Raw genomic sequence first — 22,927 nt, 5'->3', positions numbered from 1 at the left:
GCCTAGAATCAAGCAATGTTTGGAAGTACCGCAGCTTCGGTAATACTCTTAGGCATTTCGGTTGCGAGTAGCCTTTTCCAGAGCTTGGTGTTGTTAGCTAAGCTAATTTGTTCATCAAGAATAGCGCCCAGGTGGGTTTTAGTTGTTAATGGATTAGCCAGCACTACCCTAAACACCGTGATCGCCTCTCCTTTGTATGGTTCAACTTCAATTCGTGTGCGTGATACGAAAGACTTTCCAGCTTCACGTTGTTGCTTTTGAACACTTACCGTTAGACTGTTTAATTGTTCGTTTAATCTCAAATAATCAGTCTGAGCGAGAGTGTGCATCTGACTAAGATGGGCGGGACGTAGACGATAGGTAAGTAAGGATAAAATCGGAGAGGTTACAAGCTCAAAGTCAGGATGGTCCTCAATCATTTGTGCAAACTCTTTGGCTAATTCAATACTTTTATTAATGAGTAATTCGTAGCCTCTGCGACCAAGAATATGTAATGACGAATACACCATCATTGCCATACCGTTGCGCGAACCTTCAAGTGTGGTTGCTCCTAAGTCCTTAGAGCCTTCACGCAAAATATACTGGGCATTGTGACGCACAGCGTTACTGTGTTTTGGGTCTTTGAACAAGGCCATGCCAGCACCCATGGGCACATACATCTGCTTATGAGCGTCGATAGTTACCGAATCCGCTTTCTCGATACCTGCTAACTTATGACGATATTGTTCGGAAAACAGTGTTGCTCCGCCCCATGCAGCATCAACATGAAACCAACAGCCAAGCTCTTTGGCTACGTCGGCAAGCTCATCAAGGGGATCGACGTGGCCAGTTTCAGTAGTACCCGCTACACCAACAATGGCGAGCAATTTATTCCCTTGCTCTTGATATTTCTGGCCTAAGGCTAATGCGTCTTTGGGCTCCAAGCACTGCGAGGCATTGTGAACAGTTAGCATGTTATCGCGACCAATACCCAGTACATCAACCGTCTTGCTTAAAGAATAATGCCCTCGACTAGAAGACATTATACCTATGTTGTTATAGCTATAATGCCGATAAGCCGCCGCAAGCCCTTCTTTGGCTACCCCACGAAAGCGCCCATCGGCGCACAAGAGTTGATTTCTCGCGACCCATAGAGCGGTTATGTTAGCAATTGTTCCACCTGAACAAAATGAGCCCAAAGAGTCATTTGCGCTATGCAAGTATTCCTCGTAAAAGGCGTCACTTTGCTGGTAAATCAAATTGTGCATCATACCTAGCGTTTGGCGTTCTAGCGGTGTAAAGGCTTTTGATGTTTCGATTTTAACTAGGTTTTGATTTAAACCAACCAATAGTTTCGCGAGAGATAGGTGGAAATAAGGCAAGGCCGAGGTCATGTGCCCGATAAAGGTCGGAGCGTAAGTGTTCACCGAATGCGCGACAAGTTTGTTTAATAGTGATTCAGCATGACTAGACACGAATTCTGGGCTATCAGGCACCGTAGCATCTCGGAAGTCTTTTTCGATCTCTTCCAATGACGTTTTTTTGGTAACTACGTGTTGAGAAAGGAAATCAGAGATGTTGTCTGATAAATGCCTTTCTATCTTTGCTAGCGTAGAATCAGTGTGTTCCGGTTTCGTAAAAACCCGAAACAAATGATCTAAACTAACATCTGCCTTTGCCAAGCTGTAACCCTCATTGAAATCTAAGAAGCGAATCGTAACCCACTTCTACGCATTTACCAAGATTATGGATGCTCAAAAAAGTAATAATAGTATGAAATTTCATCGCTTGTATAAATAAGACTCAAGACAGAGCCGAAATTGCTGATATATAGTGTAGAAACGGCAAATTATCTAAGGTATATCGATGTCTCAGGCGCAAATGCAACTCCCAGCGACAGGGCTTGAATTTAAAATGGAACGCGTCGTTCCATTTTTCCAACCCATTATGAATCTGGCGAGTAATCGTGTATGGCGATACGAGTGCCTTGCGCGCTTATTAGGCGACAACGAACACATTTTTTTGCCAAGTGAGTTTCTGAACATAGTCGAGAAAGAAAACTGCAACGCCGAATTAACGCATCATATTTACGAAGAAAGCCGAAGTTATTGCAAGCAACGCAATATGGCTTGGAGCATTAACTTAGCCGACTCAGATCTTGATGATGAAAGCGTTGTTGCTTGGCTTATACATCAACATCAAGATTCTTCTAGCGAATTGTTCGGTATTGAAATTAGTCATCACTCCCTACAAGCACATCTGCCCGTGATTGGATTATTGCGCCAAAAGTGCCCGACCCTTGGCATTAGTGTAGATGGCGTCATTCAACTCTCGGAATCACTCGTAAAAGCCATGAGTTTAGATTTAAACGCGGTGAAGTTAGATGGTGATTTGGTCAAATCACTCTCTGGCAGTGTGCGCGATGTTAACTCAGAGGATGATAGCGGCGATAAGAAAGAGAAACAGCAATTTTTGCTTCAGGAATTAATAGCGGCATGCAACAAAACTAATACCCGTCTGGTAGCAGAGCATATCGAAAGCCAAGAAACACTCGATGCAGTGACTCGTCTGGGCATTAAATTTGGCCAAGGCTTCTATTTATCATCACCAGAAGGGCGAGTTTGAAGTTGCCAACAAAGCTGTCCCGACTCACTGTATTTTCTTTCAAAAGGCGTAATAGGACTGCCACTAACTTGATGAATGTCTGATTCTACGCCATATTCCAACAAAGCAAGTTGAAACTCTTCTAAATATAAACGCCAATTGCTGCGCAACTCGATGTGCTTACTGCACGCAAGAATAAAAGGAAATGCTGGGCTGGCATGCCATCGCTTTTGTACCTGCGACTTTTTTGGGTAAGGATTGGGATAGAACAGACACTGCTTTGCTATGCGCCACTGACTGTGACTCGCTTGATGCTGCGCCATTAAGCGCCAAAAATCATTGAGGTCTGCTTGAATGATCATTAGGTTGTCGATAGGCTTTTTTTGTGAGTTCTGCCTTTGTAAATAATGAGTATGCTTTGCTAGCCTCGCCCCCGACTTATCAATACCAATCACTTTTGCATTGGGGAATTGTTGCGCCAAAGCCAGCGAGCTTTCCCCTACTCCACAGCATGCATCGATAATAACGTCACCACTAAACAAAGCTGTGTTCTCTGCATGACCAAGGCCTGTCGCATTGAGCCAGCTTAGGGTTGCGTCAAAAGCCTGTTGAGTATGCTCCGCAACAGGTTTCTTAAAATCGCTGTCTCGATACTTGCGAACTATCGTCGTCAAGTCATCATGCACGTCTTGTTGATTCGTCGTTATCTCACGCGGGCTTGCCTTCATTAAGCTCGAATACCCGTGCCTTTGGCAAGCAAACGATAAGCCACGGCAAATAAAATCACGTTGGCGACAACAAGAATACCCAAGGCGCTGATATGATTCACATCGGCCTGGCCTAAAAACCCATATCTGAATGCGTTAACCATGTGGAAAATCGGGTTGACTTGTATAAGCCCTTGCCAAAAATCATTGAAAACAGACTCAAGCATTGATGCTGAGTAGAAAACGCCACCTAAATAGGTTAACGGCGTGAGTACGAAGGTTGGAATGATACTTATATCATCAAAACTTTTCGCAAAAATACCGTTTATTAAGCCTGCGGTTGCAAACAGCACCGAGGTTAGTAGCAAGGTCGTAATCAACACCCCATAATGAGCTATTTCGATGTCGACAAAAAACATTGATACACCAGTAACCATCACACCGATAATTGCCGCACGCGCAACGCCTCCGCCAACAAAACCCATAATAACAACCCATGTTGGTACTGGGGCAACTAGCAACTCCTCCACATTACGCTGAAACTTAGCGCTAAAAAAAGACGAAGAGACATTTGAATAAGAGTTGGTAATAATTGCCATCATGATCAAACCAGGAACAATAAACTCCATGTAGCTGAAGTCGCCTTCTAAAGTAATTCGGCTACCTATCATTTTACCAAAAATAACAAAATACAGTGACATAGTGATTGCGGGCGGCACTAGCGTTTGCACCCAGATGCGCAGAAAACGAGTGCATTCTTTAATCCAGATTGTAGATAGCGCGGTTAAATTGCGATTACTCATCAGCCTCTCCTTTTGCTTGATTAGCTTCTACCAAACGCACAAATAACTCTTCCAATCGATTGGATTTATTTCGCATACTCATTACTTGCACATTTTGTTTTGATAACTCTTCGAAAACCGGGTTCAAACCGCTAGCTTTTGGCACATCAACCTCTAATGTTTGGTCGTCGCTTGCTCTGCATTCAAAATTATCAATGCTGATTTGATTCGCCCCCGCGGCAATATCAAATACAAAAGTTTCTACGTTAAGAGTTGCCAACAACGCTTTCATACTGGTGTTTTCTACAATGCGGCCTTTATCAATAATCGCAATATTTCGGCAAAGCATTTCAGCCTCTTCCAAATAGTGTGTCGTAAGAATAATCGTGATCCCCTGCTGGTTAATCTCCTTGAGGAAGATCCACATTGAGCGGCGGACCTCGATGTCTACTCCCGCGGTGGGTTCATCGAGGATCAGCATCCGTGGTTCATGCATGAGTGCCCGCGCAATCATCAAGCGTCGTTTCATACCGCCTGATAAGGTGCGAGCCGCGTCGTTGCGTTTTTCCCATAAGTCGAGTTGCTTGAGGTACTTTTCAGCGCGTTGCTTTGCAATAGAGCGCGGCACACCATAATAGCCAGCTTGATTGATAACGATTTGCAGCAAGGTTTCGAATTGATTGAAATTAAACTCTTGAGGAACCAATCCAATACAACTTTTTGCATTAACGATATCACTCGCAAGGTCGTGACCGAAAATTGCAACACTGCCTTCAGATTTATTTACTAAAGAACTAATGATACCGATAGTTGTAGATTTACCCGCACCATTGGGCCCGAGAAGAGCGAAGAAATCGCCTTCATCGACGCTTAAATCGATTCCTTTAAGGGCTTGAACGCCACCTTTATAGGTTTTGGCCAAGCCTTTGATATCTAATGCTTTCATTATGCCTCTTTTAGAGTTTACTAGCTTCTGCGACCCTAGCCCGATGTCAAGCTTGGTTGAATGCTTATATCAAAACAATGACGCGATTATGCCAAAATTTAGGGGCACTTGCTCAATCAAATGCGCACTCCTTATGCTAAAACTACATAATTGCGAAAATATTGGTGTAATATTGTACAAATATGAGACGAAGCTGGTGATTTTAATACATGGAGGAAGTATGAACGAGTACAAGATGTCAAACTATCTAAGATCTTTGAGGAACATCACTATTTGCCTGTGCGCTTGTGCAGTTAGCCCTACAGCACTCGCTGATTACCCTATCCCCGTGGTGAGTTCGGGCACTATTGAGCGCCTGTCCGATTTGAAAATATCACAGATTCCATCGCGTCACATTGATGTGTGGCTACCTGATGGATACTCTAGCGAACAAAAATATGATGTTCTTTACATGCATGATGCTGCCATGCTGTTCGACGCCAACATTACCTGGAATAAGCAAGAGTGGATGGTAGACGAAGTTGCGTCAACGTTGATGAAAGAAGCAAAAGTGCGACCCTTCATCGTTGTTGCGATTCCCAATGGTGGCTCAAAACGTCATGTTGAGTTTTTCCCTCAAACCCCTTACGAGCGTCTAGATGACGAATACAAGAAAAGTCTTACAACGCTAGAATACAACAACGCCCCACTATTTGATGGTGAAGTCTATTCCGATCGTTATTTGGCCTTCCTTCTCAAAGAACTTATTCCACAAATCGAGGGGCGTTATTCGGTAAACAAAGGGCCACAACATCGCTATTTGGCCGGTTCAAGCATGGGCGGTCTTATCTCTTGGTATGCAATGATGAAGTACCCTAATGAGTTTGCAGGAGCAGCATGCATATCGACACATTGGCTCGGAGACTTTGGTCAAGATGACTTAGCGTTCAACGAATTTAAACGCTACATGGATGAACGACTGCCAGCGCTTGAGCAGCAAAAGCTATATTTTGATTATGGTGATCAAACGCTCGACCAATATTACCCACGCTTACAAAGACAAATTGATGCTGTAATGACCAAACACTATGGTTCCAATAGTGACAAAAAGGCAAAATGGACCTCTAATTTTCATCAAGGCGAAAATCATAGCGAAGCTTCTTGGTCAAAGCGCTTGCACGAACCTCTATTATTCCTTTTCAGTACTCAATGAGGAGAGCGAGTCGCTGATGGATAGCAATTTTTACCGAAACTAGATGAGCTTGAATCAATCAAACGAAGTGACTACTCTACTTCCTTATAAAAACAAGCCCAACATGGAAAAAGGAATCTCAATTATGTCAAAACAAAAAAAACAACTACTCAAGTTTTGCTTAATATCGTGGACGTCGATTGCTAGCTTTTCAAGCATTGGTCAACCTCAAGTACTGTCAGAGCGTCTTTTAGCGTGTGCGGAAGAAACCGACTCATTACAGCGCTTGGTATGCTATGACAGTCTTGCTACAGAGGCTAAAAAAACGAGGATTGATAAGCAAGTCCAAAACAAACCAAGTATGCCACCTCAAGCGTCAACGCCCCCACAGGTCGAAGATGAAACTGCAGATTTTGGGAAACCACCTGTGTCGATTAAAGAGAGTTACTTGGAGGACGGAGAGCTTGTATCGTCGATAAAGAGTAGCGCTGTTGCCGCAAATAAGCGCTTTCGGATCACCCTAGAAAACGGACAACTTTGGGAAGTATTAGACAGTGGCAAACCTGGCCTACCGAGAGTCAACGACGAAATTATTATTCGAAGCGGTGCATTTGGCTCCTTTTACATGCGAAAGAGTGGCGTGAACAGAAGTTTTAAGGTGAAGCGCATTCTCAACTAAAAATGTTGTGCAAGGTGGGAGTCTGCGAACGTGATAAATGATTTGGCGCAGACTTTTGTTCAATAAAGCATCAAAGCTAACTTTTTATTACAATTAAATAGCTATTATTTTTTGCATTCGTAAGTTTAATTTTACGGTTTCCTGCTTGGATGCTTATTACATCTATCAAAATACACATTTAATACACTTTTACTAACGCCCACTTATCTGCTATTTTTCTGTAGTGTCACAATTTGTTTCAAAACGTGTCACACCACAAACTAGGGAATAATAAAAATGAGACTTGACCTCTCGATCAAGTTCGGAGAATAACATGCAAAAATCAAGAATAGCAAAAACGGTAGAACGCATCCTGTTTGGGACAATGCTTTCTAGCGCTGCCTTAATTGGCGTTGCTGCAAATGCTCAGGAAGCATTAGATGATGGCGAAGATGTCATAGTAACGAAAGTAGAGCGCATTAAAGTAACAGGCTCGCGTATAGGCCGTACTGAAGTGAGCGAAGCTGCTCCTATATTCACCTTCGACAGTGATGAATTAAATGTACGAGGCTTCACCAACGTAGCCGACTTATTAACACAATCACCTTTGTTTGGTGGAAACCAAACCCCATTAGGCGGTCAAAATGGTTTTACTGCTGGTCAAAACAGCGTAAACCTTTTCGATTTGGGTACTCAGCGTACTCTAACATTGGTAAATGGTCGTCGTTTGGTAACCGGAACCTCTGCTGCATTGGGCGGTTCGGAAGTTGATTTAAATACAATCCCTGCGGCTCTAGTAGAGAGAATTGAGATAGTTCCTCTTACTGGTGCAGCAATATACGGTGCCGATGCTATCGCTGGTACTGTGAACGTTATATTGAAAGACGATTACGAAGGCTTTGAAGTTACCGCTCAATATGGTAACAACGACAATTCAAACGCTCAAAGCTTCCAAATCAGTACCCTTGGTGGTGGTAACTTCGCTAATGGTCGCGGTAACATCGTATTTGGTGTTGAATACACTGATGACGAAGGCCTACTAGACTGTGATCAAGATTTTCTTTGTAACGGAAGTAACGACTTAGATAACGCTCGCGGTCGTTTTGTCGACTTAGACGGCGACGGGCAGCCAGATGACATCAATGGTGATGGCGTTGTTGATAGCTCTGATACAACATCACTTCAGTTTTCACACCCAGACCTACAACTTCAGTTATTCACTGAGTATGGTGGTGTAACACCGGGTGGCGGCTTCTTGCCTGACCGCGGTTTAGGTTCATTTGCTGACGGTAACTTCTACCAGTTTACCCGTGATGGCGACCTAACAACCTGTCAACCTGGCGAGCCTGTTGTTCGTAGCTTGCTGACACAAGGTGCTGATACTTGTAGTAACGACTTCTTTGACAGTGTGAATCAGATTCGGTCACCTGTTAGTCGATTCAATACCTTTGCGGCATTTTCTTTCGACATCACTGATGACATTACCTTCAAACAAGACCTATTGTATGCAAATACCGAAGGTAGCGAGTTAGTTAACCAAGGTGGTTTCCAAACTGGGTTCTTCGGCGGAACATCTGCTGCAATTGATATTAATATCAATAACCCATTACTTTCTGAGCAAGCCCGTAATACCTTATTAACCGCTGGCTTACCTGGTGACACCTTTTCAATCCACCGCTTCAATAATGATTTGGTAGGTTTAGGTGCAAACTCTAACGAGACTCAGACTTGGCGTGTTTCAAATATCTTAGAGGGAACTTTTGAACTAGCTGATCGTGACTGGTTCTGGGATGCAGCAGTAATCGTTGGTCGTTCTGATATTGAAGTTAGAACTACCGGCATTGTTGATGGACGTTTCCTTAATGCGGTAGATGCTCGCCGTGTTGACGACGATTTGCTTGAGCAAATTCGTATTCAAGATCCGGATGATGCTACTGATGATTTGGCTGACCTCGACGCAGCTCTTGCTCAACTGCAAGGTTCTAACTCTGCATTTACGGGTGGTTTTGGTCGTGGTGACATCATTTGTGGAGCTTATGCTGACTTAGCAGCGGGTACACTTACCGGTTTTAATGACCGTGCAACTGGCTCAGGCTTAGTTGACGAGGACCTACCTTTCCTAGACGGTTGTGTACCGTTAAGTTTGTTTGGGGAAAATGCATCTACCGAAGCTCTTGAGTTCATTACTGGTGGACAACAGATCAGCAGCTCGAGCAATAAACAAGTGGTATATACCTTCAACATCGGATCTACCATTGTTGATCTACCAGGTGGACCACTCGACTTCGTAGTTGGTTACGAAGCTCGCATTGAAGACCAATCGTTTACGCCAGGTGTTGGCCAACGTGTTCCTATTACGCGTTCAAGTATCTCTCAGCCAATTTCTGGTGGATTTGATACTTCTGAGTTCTATGCTGAAATCAACGCTCCTATCGTGTCTGCAGACATGGACATTCCATTGGTTAAAGATTTGGAGCTAACCGCAGCATTCAGAAGCCAAGAGTTCAATACTGACGCTCCTCGAGGCTTCTCTGACCGTTCAACGGACAAAGACGTATACTCACTGAGCTTACGTTGGTCTATTGTTGATGATGTAGCTTTGCGTAGTACCTTTGCAACAGGTTTCAGAAACCCATCAATCAATGAACTATTCTTACCGTTGTCACAGACTTTCATCTCTGGTGATGATCCTTGTGACGCTCGTTCAGTGTCTTTAGGTCCAAATCCAACAGTGCGTCGTGCAAACTGTGAGTCTATTGGTATCGATACTAGTACGTTCACGTCTAGCATTCAGGACGGTACTATCTCTGGTGGTAGAGTCTTGGGTAACCCTGATTTGATCCCTGAAGAGAGTGAAGCCCTTTCTGTAGGTCTAATTATTACACCTACTGCGATTGATAACTTATCAATTACGATTGATTACTACGACCTAGAAATCAATGATGCGATCAACCAAGTTTCTTTTGAAGACTTGGCCTCGACTTGTTTCGACTCCAATGACTTCCCGAATGAAGCTGCTTGTAGCACTTTCACTCGTGATGAAAACTTCCAAATCACATCAGCAACAAACCGTTCAGAAAACGTGGCTGTTTCAACCTTTGAATCAGTTGCTTTCAACGTTTTCTATAAGTTCGACGTAAACGAAGCTGTTAACCTATTTGGCGGTAACAATGATTCTTACTTAGGTGAGTTGTCTATCCGTTCACAGGCACAGCACAACATCACTAACGAGTTCCAAGCAACACCGAGCTCTGAAGTAGAAGAAGATGTTGGTGATTTTGCTGATCCAGATTGGATTGGTACTTTCGATACTAACTACACGTATAACGATCTTCGCATTAACTGGCGTATGCGCTGGCAGAGTTCAGTACTGATTGATTCACTAGAGCAGACTTTATATGCTCCAGCATCAGCTACTGAAACTTTCACTGGTTCGCTAGACAATGGTGACGAAGTAGAAGTATACCGTGCTACAGCATTAACTAACGAGACTGACGCTCGCTTCATTCATGACTTAAGTATTGGTTATGTCGTTGCCGAGAATACACTTATTCAAGCCAACTTCTTGAATGTGTTAAATCGTCGTCCAGACCAAGCTGGTCGTATCGCTGACGCGGTTGGTCACTTTGGTGTTGATGAAGAACTAGGTAGAAGATTCTCAATCAGAATCAACCACAAGTTCTAAGATAAGCTTCACAATTTATAAGACGGGCAATTGCCCGTCTTTTTTTTGCTAGTTAATTAACAGATGTACCCAAATACTTGCGGCATAACCCAGAGCAATTGCAGGCATCCATTTCAAATGCCCGAAAAAAGTATAATGCCCTCTAGCTTGGCCCATTAAAGCTACCCCTGCGGCAGAACCAATACTCAACAAGCTTCCGCCTACACCTGCAGTTAATGTAACTAATAACCACTGCGTTTCTGACATTTCAGGACTCATGCTTAATACGGCAAACATCACGGGAATATTATCAACAATGGCTGATAAAACCCCCACTAATATATTAGCGTTCAGCGCACCAAGTTGACCATACATAAATTCTGATGTTAAGCCCAAATACCCCATGAATCCAAGGCCACCAACTGCCATAATCACACCGTAGAAGAAAAATAGTGTGTCCCACTCTGCCTGCGCTATTTTATTGAATATATCGAATTTTCCATAGCTTGCATGGGGTGTAGATCCTGGTGAGCTATCGGGCTCTTGCTCCCAATTTAAAGACTGCTTTTTCAAAAAGAAGGCGTAAATTTTTAGATAAGCGAAACCTGTCATCATGCCGTAGACTGGCGGCATGTGAAGCATTAAATGAAAACTGATTGCCGTTACAATGGTTGCCAAAAATAAGCCAACAATCACCAAGCCACCCGTTTTGATTTTGATGCTAGTCGCACTCATATTGTCAACAATAGGCTTACCTGTGGGTAATGCGAAGCTAATAATAACGGCTGGTATGACAAAGTTCACCACAGAGGGTAAGAACAGATTAAAGAAAGTCCAAAATTCAATAATCCCCTTTTGCCATACCATGAGTGTCGTGATGTCGCCGAATGGACTGAACGCACCACCGGCATTGGCTGCTACTACAATATTAATACATGCCAAACCAATGAATTTTGGTTCATCTTTACCAACAGCCATTATCACCGCGCACATAACCAGTGCTGTGGTAAGGTTATCAGCTATAGGCGAGATGAAAAATGCTAAGACTCCAGTTAACCAAAACAGAGCTCGATAACTCAGACCTTTTTTCACAAGCACATCGCGTAAAGCATCAAAAACGCCACGCTCTAGCATGGCATTAATATAAGTCATAGCCACTAGTAAAAAGAAAAACAATTCGGCGTACTCTAAAAAGTTATGTCGAATAGCCTCTTCAACAAGAGTGTGTTCAGCCTCCCCGGTATAAGCAATAGCAATAAGTATCCAAATGATGCCGGCGGCCAACAAAACCGGCTTTGACTTACGAAGATGTAATTGTTCTTCAAGTATCACAAACACATATGCGATAACGAAAATTGCAATGGCAATGAAGCCCAATGGGGATAGCGTAAGATCGATCCAGCTACCGACCGATGCAGAGGTTGATGATGCAACAGCAAATGGGCTGATTAATGTGAGAAAGAGTGTGCATAGAAGAAATGCACAAACCGAACGGGCTTGCATAAATGTCTCCGGAATAAAAGTAGGGCAAGTTATAGTACTTAACTAATGAGCTAAGCGTGAAGTCGTTAGAACACCATTCGACCACGTTCTGTTGGCTATAGTTATCAACGACAAAGCGCGCGGAGTTTAATATAAATCGACAATATTGGCTTGATCTAAATTCAGTTATTTCTATATTGATCAACTACAATTAGCACAAACAATCAGGATAGGGTGATTAAGTGACAAACGAAAAATTTGTAGATCCAAGACTGCAAGCCAAAGAGGCGCTATTTCAACAGTTGCATTTAAGCACATTCGACACGATGAGCTACGCTCAGGCTATTTTTGATGAAGTAAATAACCAAGGTTTCGACATTGATGCTGAAAATGAGAGCTTTCAGCAACTTTTGCGAGATTACGAAGTGACAAAGGCAGTAGCTTCAATTAGCGATTCACCACTAGAGGCCTTGTGCGAGCGTTCGGATGCGATAATAAAAAACAAACAAAAGGCCTTTGCCAGCACGGCTCAACTTTTAGCAGCAGCTACGAATACCCTAAATCATTGGCGCATTTTGAGTGAAGTACCGGAAGACTTACGAAATGTCGATGAGGTAAGCGCCACCCTGAAAGCTAATTATCAAGGGCACTTAAATGCTTGGAATAACATCCTGGCTGAACTATGACCTCAAGAGGCATAGTAGTCACTAAGCCTCTTGAGTTTTAACACTGGCGCACGTATTCGCTGTGTATCATTGAGTATTGAAACGTTTACTTAAAACATTATCAAGAGAAAATCGACCAGCCCCCGAAATCGCGATAGAAATCGATATAGCTAACAACGCCAGTGCAAATTCGTAACCGTTGTTTGACATAAACAGACCATTTTCAAAATGTACCGCAAAGATGGCAACCAACATAGTAATAGAAAGAACAGCGCCGTTGGCTCTTGTTAGCAAACCGAGTAATAAGAATATACCACCAAAAAACTCTGCACTACCTGCCATAAGAGCCATTAGGTAACCAGGCTCTAAGCCAATAGATGCCATCCATTGCCCAGTGCCTTCAAGACCATATCCGCCGAAAACACCAAATAGTTTCTGAGCACCGTGAGCAATAAAAATAATACCGGCAACCAAGCGAAGGGCTAGCGGCGCAAGAGCTGTCGAGCTAACAAAGGCGTGAGTCGTAAGTGGGTTTTTCATTTTATTTCCTTAGAGTAATTTATCAATTAACTTGCTAGCAACGACATATTGCTAACGCTTGATTGATAAGATACTCCAATTAAATAAAAAGAATATTAGTATAAATAGAGTAAACCTTTCTATTTATTAGAATCAATATTTAGGAACTACTGTCTTCAGTATCCTTACTCATTAAACGTTGCTCTCTTCTGCGCCACATTACTTTAGCCAGTTGCTTCATACTTACATTGGTGTCACTTTCGTCAACAATCTGCACGCCTAGAAGGCTCTCGAGTAGATCTTCCAACGTTAAAATGCCTTCCAAGCCACCGTATTCGTCAACAACCAACACCATGTGTACTCTCGACTTCAAGAACTGATCGAAGGTGCTTGATAAAGGCATATCACTTAGCACTGTCGGAAGAGAATTACTCATCTCGGAAAGTGTCTTTTCATTTTCACCATAAGCTTTAGCAATTAAAATATCAGACTTCAACACAAAACCACTGATATTTTCCCGATGTTCGTCTTCGTATACAGGGATCCTAGAGAACTCAATCGGCATTTTTTCTTCCATGAATTGGTTAACTGTCATCGATTCTGGCGCCGAAAAGACCACGGTGCGATGTGTCATTGCATCTTTAACGCTGAGCTCATGTAATTGAAGTAAGTTCTTTAAAAAGCGGGACTCTTGCTTAGCAAGTTGACCTTCTTGACCTGATAACTCGGCCATTGCGAGTAGCTCACTGCGACTAAGCCCCTTTAGAGGACTTTCTTCGGTAAAACCACTGGTGAGCTTTTGAGACATTTTTACAAAGGGATATAAAACAATAATAAGATATTTTAGGAAGTGCGCGGTAACAGGAGCAAGTTGACGCCAAAAGGTTGCTCCAAGGGTTTTCGGAATAATTTCAGAAAAAACCAAAATAAGGAAAGTAAGCACAGCAGAAATCACACCTAGGTAGGCATCACCAAAGACGGCCGCTGCTTGAGCGCCGGCACCGGCTGCGCCCATAGTATGTGCTATCGTGTTAAGCGTAAGTATGGCACTTAAGGGCTTATTAATATCGCCGGTTAATTTAGCGAGCAACGGGCCCGATGCTTTTTTCTCTTTTTCCAGCAATGAAATATAGGCTTGTGAGACACTTAAAATAACAGCTTCGGCAATGGAACATATAAATGAAAAACCGAGCGCAATAAGCACATAAACAATCAACAAAAACATAAGCGAAGTAAGAATTCTGTAATAAAAAAAACTGATTGTAGCACTTAATTCAAATTAGTCATTTTATTATAGCTGCCTTCGGCATTGTAGCTAAGTATTATGCCGCTTAACACGAGCTTAACAGCCCTCGGATTGCACTATAATTCTTGGCGCGGAGCCGTCCTGGTCGTTTATGTAAACAACCCCACATAAATCATTATAGCTATAACCCTCGGGAAATATTTTTGTTATCAAACCTGTACTTGTTAAACCACCAGGTGCGGTGCGTTGGTTACCCAACCCGCACCATATATCAGTACAAGTAATATTAGCATTCGTAAATGTGATGGCGTCGAGGTTAACTAAGAATTTTACTGCAAAATTTAAATTTGCTAGTGGATAACCGGAATTAGTACGTATTGTTACAGTGCCTATATCTGCCGTTCCATCTTGACCAGGTTCAGCATTTTGATTAATAACCGAAGAGGCGTAAACCAGATCAGAAGTTGCTTTTAAATCCGAAGCCAATCGAATCAACTGTGCCTGTCGTGCGTCATCAGTAAAGCTAAGGAATTTTGGTGTAACAATAACAGCAAGAATCCCCAAAACAACAATCACTAAAATCAGCTCAACAAGCGTAAAACCATGGTTTGCGCGACGTGAGGATCTCTTCTCTTGCTTATGGTTCATTACACTAGTCTTCTCTGTATTATTCTTCATCGTGTTAATCTTAAGTATCGTAGCTTGCTGCAATATAAATTTACAATACTACTATCAACACCAATCTCAGTGGTTCCAGCAATAACTGAGCGTGCGTATATGAGATTTGCACTGCTGCTTAAATCAGTCGCTAGTTTGCTAAGTTGAGCTTGTCGAGCGTCGTCACTTAAGTCTAGAAATCGCGGGGCTGCAACGACACTTAAGACAGCCAAAATCACGATTACGATGACTAGCTCAACTAAAGTAAAGCCGCTTAGCGACTTATTGTTTTTCATGTATTTGCCAAATAAAAGAGTGGGTCCGAACAGTTTTCGCAAAAGTAGATGATAGACTAATCAGTTTTAGTGTAGCGTCTGAAGTATTTGACTTTGGTATGCTAGTGAATACGCAATAAAAAGCACCTATTCACAACAATGAATAGGTGCTTTTAGTTAGTATTGAAATCGTGTTTTTGCGCTTTTAAAAGTCTCTTACTTCAACAGAGTTTCCATTAAAAACAAAACGGTTTACTTTGCCACACTCAGCAACATGGTTGTTTGAAGCATACGGTGTATTCGCTTGATTAATATCAGACTCCCAACCTTGACCATTTTTAACAAAGGCCTTAATTTCAAAAAAGCCGTTGTAAGTATCATCACAAACCATGTCGACATCTAACATCCATTGATTTGCACCCCAAATATTGAGCGACTCTTCACCATAACCGTCGGTAATCACTCGACGAATTTGTCCCCAAGAAGCAGGCCATGAATCTATTGTCCAGTCTAGGGCAGTACCGCGAGCACCGCTATCTTGACCACTTTCTAAACCATACCAGTCGAGATATTTATCGTTTAACTTCCATGGGGCAGTTGTGGTGTTGCGCTCATTGCGATGTTTAATACGAATTGCACATTCGAAGTTAGAGGCGTTACAGTTTTTACCAAGTGTGGCAGCAAAACCATGATCGATACCACCGCGAATGAACATATCTTGCCCAACGGCAGTTTCTTGCTCAATGAATATCACAGTACGTTCATATTCTACAATCACGTCATCTATTATCTTCTGGTTGTGAGTAATTGCGAAGGCGTCGTAACTTGCTACGTTGGCTGAAATTCTACTATTTCCATTCACCGTAATGATTTCACCCGTACAGGAGCGTTTATCTGGCGTTAGCTCACCTTTAAGCACATTGCAATAGCGCCCCGCTTCCATGCTAGTTTGTAGGCTAGCATTTAACGGAAAACTCTCTTTGTTGATAGCAACAAAGCCTTTGTCTTTGCGTCCAAAAGCAATTTGATTTGAGCTATTGTCCCACCAATTTGTCGTGACAAATTCGTCGGAAGTTGCATCTCTAAATTTTGATGCCCCTGCGATATACGACCAACGATGCTCACATTTCCAGTCATTTCCAAAGCACTGCAAGTTACCGTTATTGTGTACATTCACACCTGGCGCACCGGCGTCAGTATTACCGAAATACTCATAACTGGACATTACTTTTGGATAGCCATAGGGATATGTCAACATAAAGACGTTTGCCAAATCATAAAGACGCCCATCTTCAAAAGTGATGACATTACCGCCACCGCCATGCCCACGCTGATTGTCATGATTATCAACAAATACCACGGCCAAATAGCTCGGCATTAAGCCCCAAGCTTCACCAAAGTTGCTCAGCCAAGCTAGCTTTCCTTGACGGAAGACGTTGCCAATTTCAACACTGTATTTAAATTCAGTGACCTTACCGTTAGCAAAATACTCAGGCGCTCCTATTGCTTCGCCGCCTTGATCAATAACTTCTTGAAAAATAAGTGGCTGACCATTTACTTTTGAGAGAATGGCAGAAATATCGCCAGTTGGCATGTGCTTTGATGCATCTAATCTGAAACCAGCAACTCCAATATTTACCAAGTCGCTCAGAAAACCCGCGATGGTATCTTGAACATAAGGCGCATCGGTATCGAGGTCAGCTAAACCAACGAGTTCACAGTTTTGAACTTGAAAGCGATTGTTGTAACTTGATATCGGGCAAGACGTGTGAAAATCTTGAGGTGAGTAGTTTGGGTAGTTTTTATTCCCAAAGGTGTTGCCAGCTGTGCCTGTGCCACTTCCTGCAGCCATGTGGTTAATTACCGCGTCAACATAGATTTTAACACCTACTGCATCACAGCGCTGCACCATGTCTATAAACTCGGCTCGTGTTCCACCACGACTCTCAAGCACATAACTAACAGGCTGATAGCGAGCCCACCATTCACTATTGGTAATATGCTCATTCGGCGGTGATACCTGCACAGCAGCATAACCATTTTTGCTAAGGAAAGTTTCACATTCAGTCGCAATATCCTTCCAGTTCCATTCGAATAAATGCACGAAGGTTGCAGGTGCCGCAACCGCGGATGCTGAGAAAAGGCTCGCCGACAGTGCGACCGAGGTGATAAGTTTGTGTAATTTCATTTATTTGTGTCCTAATTTGAACACGATTAGACAAGCATTAAGTTATGGAGACAACTAAACTAGTTACCGAGTCATACGTGTTGTTTTTCACTGTATTTATTCACGTTAGTAGCAACTACTCAAAAAGCAACATGTAAACAAATTGATAATTTAATGTAAAAATAAATCACGCGAACAATAAGATGGAAAATAGGTTTTGGCTATATGAATACGTATGTAAGTTTGCTTTTTTCGTTTTTTTGCCGCTATTTTATTGAATAATAATATGCGAATAATCAGACGTTTAGTCTGTTTTAGCAAACATTATATGTAGAGGGTGAGGGATAGATCCTCAAGATGCTAACATGGAGGAAGTTGTTAATGTAAATCGTTCTTAATGACGATGACGAGCTCTGAGGGCAAAAACAACAAGAAAAATAACCAAGCCCAACGTTACGGCCAAAGCACTACCACTTACAGAGGGTATTTTTGACATTATATTGAAATCAAAAAACTCAGAAATAACAGACAAATAAAAACCAGCCAAACAAACAACTAGTGCTCGAGTGAAGTTCTTAGTAGTAAATAGTGTCATCTCGTAACCCTTCCAATTTTAATAGCTGTGAATAATCAGCAGCTGAATACTATTGATATTATTATTTTGAGTGCTTTATCTATAGCTTCTTGATAAGCAGTGAGATATTTATACCGAATATAATTTTAGCAATCAATACCTATGTATAGAAATTTAGACGGTAAATATACAACAACCCTGTAAGTCAATATCGTACAGGCGTAATATCGATTAGCTGACGCAGATTCGCAACACCGAAAGCCAATAAAACTGGTCTTTTTTTAAACAAAAAAACATTCGAAAGCTTCCTCCTCTGTAAGTGTAAAACTCGTTTATGACCTTACACTTCATCATTTATTTACGCTAATCGAAAAAGAATGGCGACAGAAGAGACAAGTTGTAAAAGCATTAACTTACGTTGAAAAATGAAAACAGGGCTGAAGCAGCCTAAATACTATTAGCTTTGAAGAACTTAGCTGTATTTCATGGCAATCTCAGCAATGTAAAGCAAGTGATGCTTTCACTACACTGGGTTTCAGCGTACAATTGTAAGCTCAAACTACTCATTGTTAAAAGTTGATAAGATTCTGTCCTCCAAAATGAAAGATATACCGAAAGTTAAATTAGCACATTACAGCAAGCTAGAAGAATCACTCAATTCACTGAGCCATTTTGTTGGGTTCATACTGGCGATAGTTGGTACCGTGGCGATGCTGTTTAAAAGTAACAATGGCCTAGAGATGTTGGCATCGTCAATATTCGGTGCTTCGATGATACTGCTATTCGGTGCTTCGACTTTGTATCATTGGGTAAGTAAGCCCCAGGTCAAACCCATCCTAAAACGTGCTGACCACATTGCGATTTACTTGTTGATTGCGGGCACTTATACCCCTTTCTTAATGATTGCGATTGAGGGCTGGGTATCGCTAGCTAGCATGATCACTATTTGGTCAATCGCCTTATTAGGAGTCGGATTTAAGGCCATATTCAAAGATAAATATCCGAAATTAGCGGTGAGTACCTATGCTATTATGGGGTGGTTAGCCTTAGTTATTATAGTGCCAATTTATAACGCAGTTCCCTTTACTGGATTTCTATTTTTGTTCATTGGGGGCTTGGCCTATTCTTTTGGTATTCCCTTTTATATGGCTAAGCATAAACATTACACCCACGCTATTTGGCATGTTTTTGTATTACTCGGTGCAGCAAGTCATTTCTTGGCTATCTATGCCTATGTATTAGGGCAAAGTACAGTGTAAGCTTCTACCCATCCAACATACGTTTTTTGGTGCTGGTCGTAGGCTTAGCATTGATCGGGTCGTCAGGCCAAAAATGACGCGGATATCGCCCCTTCATTTCTTTTTGTACTTCAAGATAGCTGCCTTGAAAAAATCCGACAATATTATCAGTTGTCTGGATCGGGCGCTGCGCCGGAGATAGGAGTTCAAACGTGATTGCTAAACTTCCTTTTAAGATAGTCGGTTGTGTTTTTAATCCATACATTTCCTGTATGCGGACCGACACGACGGCCTTACCATTGTCTCTATAGTCGATGGCTACTTTGCGCCGGGTAGGTATCTGATAGAAAGCGGGTACTTGCTCATCCAAGATAGTTTGTTGTGGATAGGTCAACAAGGTTTTCAAATATTGCAAAAACGCTAGCTGACTAAAGCCCTTCCAAGTAGTCACTTCAGCTAAATAAGGCACAAGCCAATCGTCTAGAGTATTGTGTAAAAAGTTATCACTTAAGCTTGGAAAGCTAGTATCTATCTTACTCAATAATCTGACGCGTGCTAACCAAGCGGTAGCTTTGTCATTTAAAGGCAAGGCGGCTACACCATTTTCCTTAAATTTTTTTTGAAGCAGCTGTTTCCATATAGGTGATAGTTTGTCTGATGATGGCTTTGGGCTTGCTTGTCGACTTAAGATGATGTCTCCAAAGCGTCTTATATTTTGCGCCACGATTGCTTGCTTTGTATCATCCCAAAAAACCTCTTCACTGTTGCTAAACATGTGGGAAAAATAAATGTCTAATGAAGCAAGTGTTATCGATTCGGCAAGTCTGATAACAGCACCGTTAGCACTGGCTGTTGACTGTGCTTGCAGTGTTGCCACAGCTAACCATTCAGATTGCGCAATGTCGTCGTGTTCTTGCACATGCGCACCACTGCCATTAGCTAGAAAATAGACTGCGTTAGCTCTTTGCTTCGCCAACCAAAGAGGATTGGCAAATGCGACGACTATGCCAGCATCGTGCAAGGGCCAGTCTTGCGATTTGAGACTGTTGAGGTTTATTTTGCTTATCTCAGCCAATTTTTTTTGCCATAGTGAAATCATTTTCCAGAGGGGATGATGACTATTCTGAAGTAAAAAGCGTAATCGCAGAGACAACTCGACCGATTCAACACCGCGCTCGGAAAGTAAAGGATCTTTATTTTCAAGCAGAGCTGCGATGGCACAGGCCATGCTTTGATGACTTACGCTCATCTCTGTGCTGCGCAGCAGCATTACAGCGATATTGGGATTAGTACCCAGGGCATGCACTTGTTTACCCAATTTAGTCACCGCTAATGCGTGCGATGAGGGTGCTTGCAGTGAGGATGCTTGCAATGAGGACATTACCAAGCCCAAAGACACTAAATGATCTTCTGCCTGAGCTAGTTGTGCAAACGAGGGCTTATCAATGAGAGCAAGTTCATTCATACTGGCTCCCCAAATGGATGACTCCAACACCAAGCTGTCGAGAGCGCTATAAAGTATTTCAGGTGTTGATTGCATTGCTAGTCGACTATGTAACTCTTTCGACCATAAACGATATGCAGTGCCAGGCATTAATCGTCCAGCACGCCCCGCCCGCTGTGTCGCAGAGGCTTGGGATATTGGCTGAGTAGTGAGTTGAGTAAGACCTTTACGAAGATCGAAAATTGCCTTTTTTTCTATACCACTATCAACAACAACTTCAATACCCTCAATAGTCAGGCTGGTTTCGGCAATATTGGTGGCCAAGACTATTTTTCGCTTTCCAGAGTTGGCAGGAGAAAGCGCTTTATCTTGCTTATCCTTTGTTAATTCCGAAAACAAACAATGCACTTCTGGAGCAATATTCGGCTTATCGTCGAAGTACAGCGATAGCTCTTGAGCTACTTTATGGATTTCGTATTTCCCTGGCAGAAAAACAAGAATGTCCTTGCTGTGAGCAAGATAAACAGTACTTACTATCTTACTCACTTGTTTTGTTAAGCTAAGCCTCTTATCTCGAGTATGATACACATATTCGATAGGAAAAGTACGACCTTGAGATTGCAGTGCTAAAGCATTAGGCATGAGTTTTTGTATCGCTTCACTATCGAGCGTAGCCGACATAACTAGTAGTCGAAGGTCTTCGCGCAGCGCTTGCTGAACTTCCAAACACAGTGCCAAAGAGAAGTCGGCATGTATGCTACGCTCATGGAATTCGTCAAAAATAACTAAACCGACATCTCTTAATTCGGGATCGGCCTGAAGCATTCGGGTTAGTATGCCCTCGGTGACGATTTCCAATTGGGTTTCAGCTGACACTGCGCTTTCACCACGAATACGATACCCTACTCGTCTTCCCACTTTTTCATTTAATTGTTGAGCCAAAAAAAATGCAATTGACCTAGCTGCTATCCTTCGTGGTTGCAGCATCACAATTTTCTTCCCTTTGATAACTTGCTGTTGAATTAAATGCAAAGGGAGTGCTGTGGACTTTCCAGCGCCTGGTGGGGCCGCAACAATACAGTCGCCTTTAGTTAACTGCTCAGTAAGCGCATCAAAAATATCGACTATCGGAAGCATGTGGGCCTGTTTGGTAAATTAAGAAATGGACGATTAAACACAACTTTAGCGCAGTGTTTGTTAGTGTTGTAAGAGCATACAATGATGCATAGTTGAAGTAAAAGCCAAGGATGGCTGAACAATGAAAATATGTCGCCAGAGTAACATGCGAGGGTTGACCTTAGTTGAAGCCATGATTGTACTAGCAATACTTAGTATTATAAGCACAGTGGGCATACCAAGCTTTATAAAAATGATTACACATGCCAGAGTAACTTCAGACTTGAATGAAATAAACAGTTTAATGCGGTTTGCGCGTTTTAAAGCAATAGATGAAGAAAGGCTAGTTGTGTTGTGCCCTGCTGCAGACTATCAGCAATGTGGTAGTGACTGGAATGTGCCTAAGATCGTATTTTTTGATCTTAATTATAATGACTACAGAGATCCAGACGAAGCCATATTGATTAGCAGTGAAGCGGTAGAAAAAACCTTGAGGATGAGCAGTAATCGCAGAATGATCAAGTTTTACGAAAGTGGCGTCACTGCAAGCCCAGCAAGTATTAAAATATGTACTGATGAGGGAGACTTAGAATTTACCCGGCAACTGACACTCAGTTTGCAGGGAAAAATAAAGTTAAGTAAAGACCGCAATAGAGATGGTATTCACGAGGGAAGCTCAGGAGCAGCTTTGAATTGCTCAGTTTAAGCTGCAGACTAAAAAAAAGGCGCTCAATGAGCGCCTTCTTATTATCTTCGAAAAGATATTAGTCTAGGATTTTAGCTACTACGCCAGCACCTACAGTACGGCCACCTTCACGGATTGCGAAGCGTAAACCTTCGTCCATCGCGATTGGTGCAATCAGTTCTACGTGGAACTTCAAGTTATCACCAGGCATTACCATTTCTACGCCTTCAGGAAGCTCTACTGCACCTGTTACGTCAGTTGTACGGAAGTAGAACTGTGGACGGTAACCTTTAAAGAAAGGAGTATGACGGCCACCTTCGTCTTTGCTTAGTACATATACTTCAGCTT

At 42.4% G+C, this 22,927-nt stretch carries 20 protein-coding genes; 7 read left to right on the top strand and 13 right to left on the bottom strand.

The features are described from left to right. Positions 1 to 8 precede the first annotated feature (8 nt). Positions 9 to 1,661, bottom strand: coding sequence for a pyridoxal-dependent aspartate 1-decarboxylase PanP (panP, locus tag ISG33_RS00100; protein ID WP_195731560.1), 1,653 nt, complete (start codon positions 1,659 to 1,661; stop codon positions 9 to 11). Positions 1,662 to 1,845: 184 nt separating this feature from the next. Between panP and ISG33_RS00095 the strand changes: the two genes are divergently transcribed. Next, positions 1,846 to 2,604: an EAL domain-containing protein gene (locus ISG33_RS00095; RefSeq protein WP_229333393.1), complete on the top strand. Its 759-nt coding sequence runs from the start codon at positions 1,846 to 1,848 to the stop codon at positions 2,602 to 2,604. Here the strand turns inward: ISG33_RS00095 and trmB are convergent. The 3 genes from trmB to ISG33_RS00080 are packed head-to-tail and all read right to left on the bottom strand — an operon-like array spanning position 2,574 to position 5,018. Continuing rightward, positions 2,574 to 3,311, bottom strand: a complete 738-nt coding sequence (trmB, locus tag ISG33_RS00090; RefSeq protein ID WP_195731559.1) for a tRNA (guanine(46)-N(7))-methyltransferase TrmB — start codon at positions 3,309 to 3,311, stop codon at positions 2,574 to 2,576. The genes ISG33_RS00095 and trmB overlap by 31 nt on opposite strands. Then, a complete protein-coding gene (locus ISG33_RS00085; RefSeq protein ID WP_195731558.1) occupies positions 3,311 to 4,093 on the bottom strand; it encodes an ABC transporter permease in 783 nt (260 codons plus the stop codon). The genes trmB and ISG33_RS00085 overlap by 1 nt, the downstream gene beginning before the upstream one ends. Continuing rightward, entirely contained in the window at positions 4,086 to 5,018 is a 933-nt protein-coding gene (locus ISG33_RS00080; RefSeq protein ID WP_195731557.1) for an ABC transporter ATP-binding protein, read from the bottom strand. The genes ISG33_RS00085 and ISG33_RS00080 overlap by 8 nt, the downstream gene beginning before the upstream one ends. 220 nt (positions 5,019 to 5,238) lie before the next feature. Between ISG33_RS00080 and ISG33_RS00075 the strand changes: the two genes are divergently transcribed. The 3 genes from ISG33_RS00075 (at position 5,239) to ISG33_RS00065 (ending at position 10,532) form a co-directional block, all read left to right on the top strand. Continuing rightward, positions 5,239 to 6,210 (top strand): alpha/beta hydrolase, encoded by a 972-nt coding sequence (locus ISG33_RS00075; protein WP_229333392.1) that lies wholly within the window; start codon positions 5,239 to 5,241, stop codon positions 6,208 to 6,210. Positions 6,211 to 6,334: 124 nt separating this feature from the next. Next, positions 6,335 to 6,868, top strand: a complete 534-nt coding sequence (locus ISG33_RS00070) for a hypothetical protein (protein WP_195731556.1) — start codon at positions 6,335 to 6,337, stop codon at positions 6,866 to 6,868. Positions 6,869 to 7,181: 313 nt separating this feature from the next. Next, the gene (locus ISG33_RS00065) at positions 7,182 to 10,532 is read left to right on the top strand and encodes a TonB-dependent receptor domain-containing protein (RefSeq protein WP_195731555.1); all 3,351 of its coding nucleotides are present in this window, start codon (positions 7,182 to 7,184) and stop codon (positions 10,530 to 10,532) included. Positions 10,533 to 10,580: 48 nt separating this feature from the next. On the opposite strand, the gene nhaD is transcribed toward ISG33_RS00065, so the two are convergent. Then, a complete protein-coding gene (gene nhaD, locus ISG33_RS00060; RefSeq protein ID WP_195731554.1) occupies positions 10,581 to 12,014 on the bottom strand; it encodes a sodium:proton antiporter NhaD in 1,434 nt (477 codons plus the stop codon). A gap of 221 nt (positions 12,015 to 12,235) precedes the next feature. Between nhaD and ISG33_RS00055 the strand changes: the two genes are divergently transcribed. Next, positions 12,236 to 12,679: a hypothetical protein gene (locus ISG33_RS00055; protein WP_195731553.1), complete on the top strand. Its 444-nt coding sequence runs from the start codon at positions 12,236 to 12,238 to the stop codon at positions 12,677 to 12,679. A gap of 66 nt (positions 12,680 to 12,745) precedes the next feature. Here ISG33_RS00055 and ISG33_RS00050 read toward each other — a convergent pair whose 3' ends face one another. From ISG33_RS00050 to ISG33_RS00025, 6 genes are all read right to left on the bottom strand, one after another. After that, positions 12,746 to 13,198, bottom strand: coding sequence for a DoxX family protein (locus ISG33_RS00050; RefSeq protein WP_195731552.1), 453 nt, complete (start codon positions 13,196 to 13,198; stop codon positions 12,746 to 12,748). Positions 13,199 to 13,337: 139 nt separating this feature from the next. Further along, a complete protein-coding gene (locus tag ISG33_RS00045; protein ID WP_195731551.1) occupies positions 13,338 to 14,402 on the bottom strand; it encodes a CNNM domain-containing protein in 1,065 nt (354 codons plus the stop codon). A 117-nt stretch (positions 14,403 to 14,519) separates the two neighbouring features. Then, complete coding sequence (locus ISG33_RS00040) at positions 14,520 to 15,101, bottom strand: prepilin-type N-terminal cleavage/methylation domain-containing protein (protein WP_229333391.1); 582 nt, start codon at positions 15,099 to 15,101, stop codon at positions 14,520 to 14,522. Continuing rightward, a complete protein-coding gene (locus ISG33_RS00035) occupies positions 15,098 to 15,376 on the bottom strand; it encodes a type II secretion system protein (protein ID WP_195731550.1) in 279 nt (92 codons plus the stop codon). Before ISG33_RS00035 ends, ISG33_RS00040 begins: the two co-directional genes overlap by 4 nt. A 184-nt stretch (positions 15,377 to 15,560) precedes the next feature. Further along, entirely contained in the window at positions 15,561 to 17,543 is a 1,983-nt protein-coding gene (locus tag ISG33_RS00030; protein ID WP_195731549.1) for an alpha-amylase, read from the bottom strand. Between the two features lie 373 nt (positions 17,544 to 17,916). Then, complete coding sequence (locus ISG33_RS00025; RefSeq protein WP_195731548.1) at positions 17,917 to 18,117, bottom strand: hypothetical protein; 201 nt, start codon at positions 18,115 to 18,117, stop codon at positions 17,917 to 17,919. Between the two features lie 578 nt (positions 18,118 to 18,695). Here ISG33_RS00025 and trhA point away from each other — a divergent pair. Continuing rightward, positions 18,696 to 19,355 (top strand): PAQR family membrane homeostasis protein TrhA, encoded by a 660-nt coding sequence (trhA, locus tag ISG33_RS00020; RefSeq protein WP_195731547.1) that lies wholly within the window; start codon positions 18,696 to 18,698, stop codon positions 19,353 to 19,355. A 4-nt stretch (positions 19,356 to 19,359) separates the two neighbouring features. Here the strand turns inward: trhA and hrpB are convergent, their stop codons facing one another. Then, on the bottom strand, positions 19,360 to 21,915 hold the full coding sequence (hrpB, locus tag ISG33_RS00015; RefSeq protein ID WP_195731546.1) for an ATP-dependent helicase HrpB: 2,556 nt from the start codon (positions 21,913 to 21,915) through the stop codon (positions 19,360 to 19,362). A gap of 121 nt (positions 21,916 to 22,036) precedes the next feature. On the opposite strand from hrpB, the gene ISG33_RS00010 reads away from it, so the two are divergent. Continuing rightward, the gene (locus ISG33_RS00010; RefSeq protein WP_195731545.1) at positions 22,037 to 22,600 is read left to right on the top strand and encodes a GspH/FimT family pseudopilin; all 564 of its coding nucleotides are present in this window, start codon (positions 22,037 to 22,039) and stop codon (positions 22,598 to 22,600) included. A 58-nt stretch (positions 22,601 to 22,658) separates the two neighbouring features. Here ISG33_RS00010 and ISG33_RS00005 read toward each other — a convergent pair. Continuing rightward, the coding region (locus ISG33_RS00005; protein ID WP_498043307.1) for an EF-Tu C-terminal domain-related protein at positions 22,659 to 22,927 on the bottom strand (269 nt) is incomplete at its 5' end.

The sequence above is a fragment of the Marinibium conchae genome (genome assembly GCF_015595035.1).
Taxonomy (GTDB): Bacteria; Pseudomonadota; Gammaproteobacteria; order Enterobacterales; family Alteromonadaceae; genus Glaciecola.
This window is presented reverse-complemented; position numbering and strand designations above follow the sequence as displayed.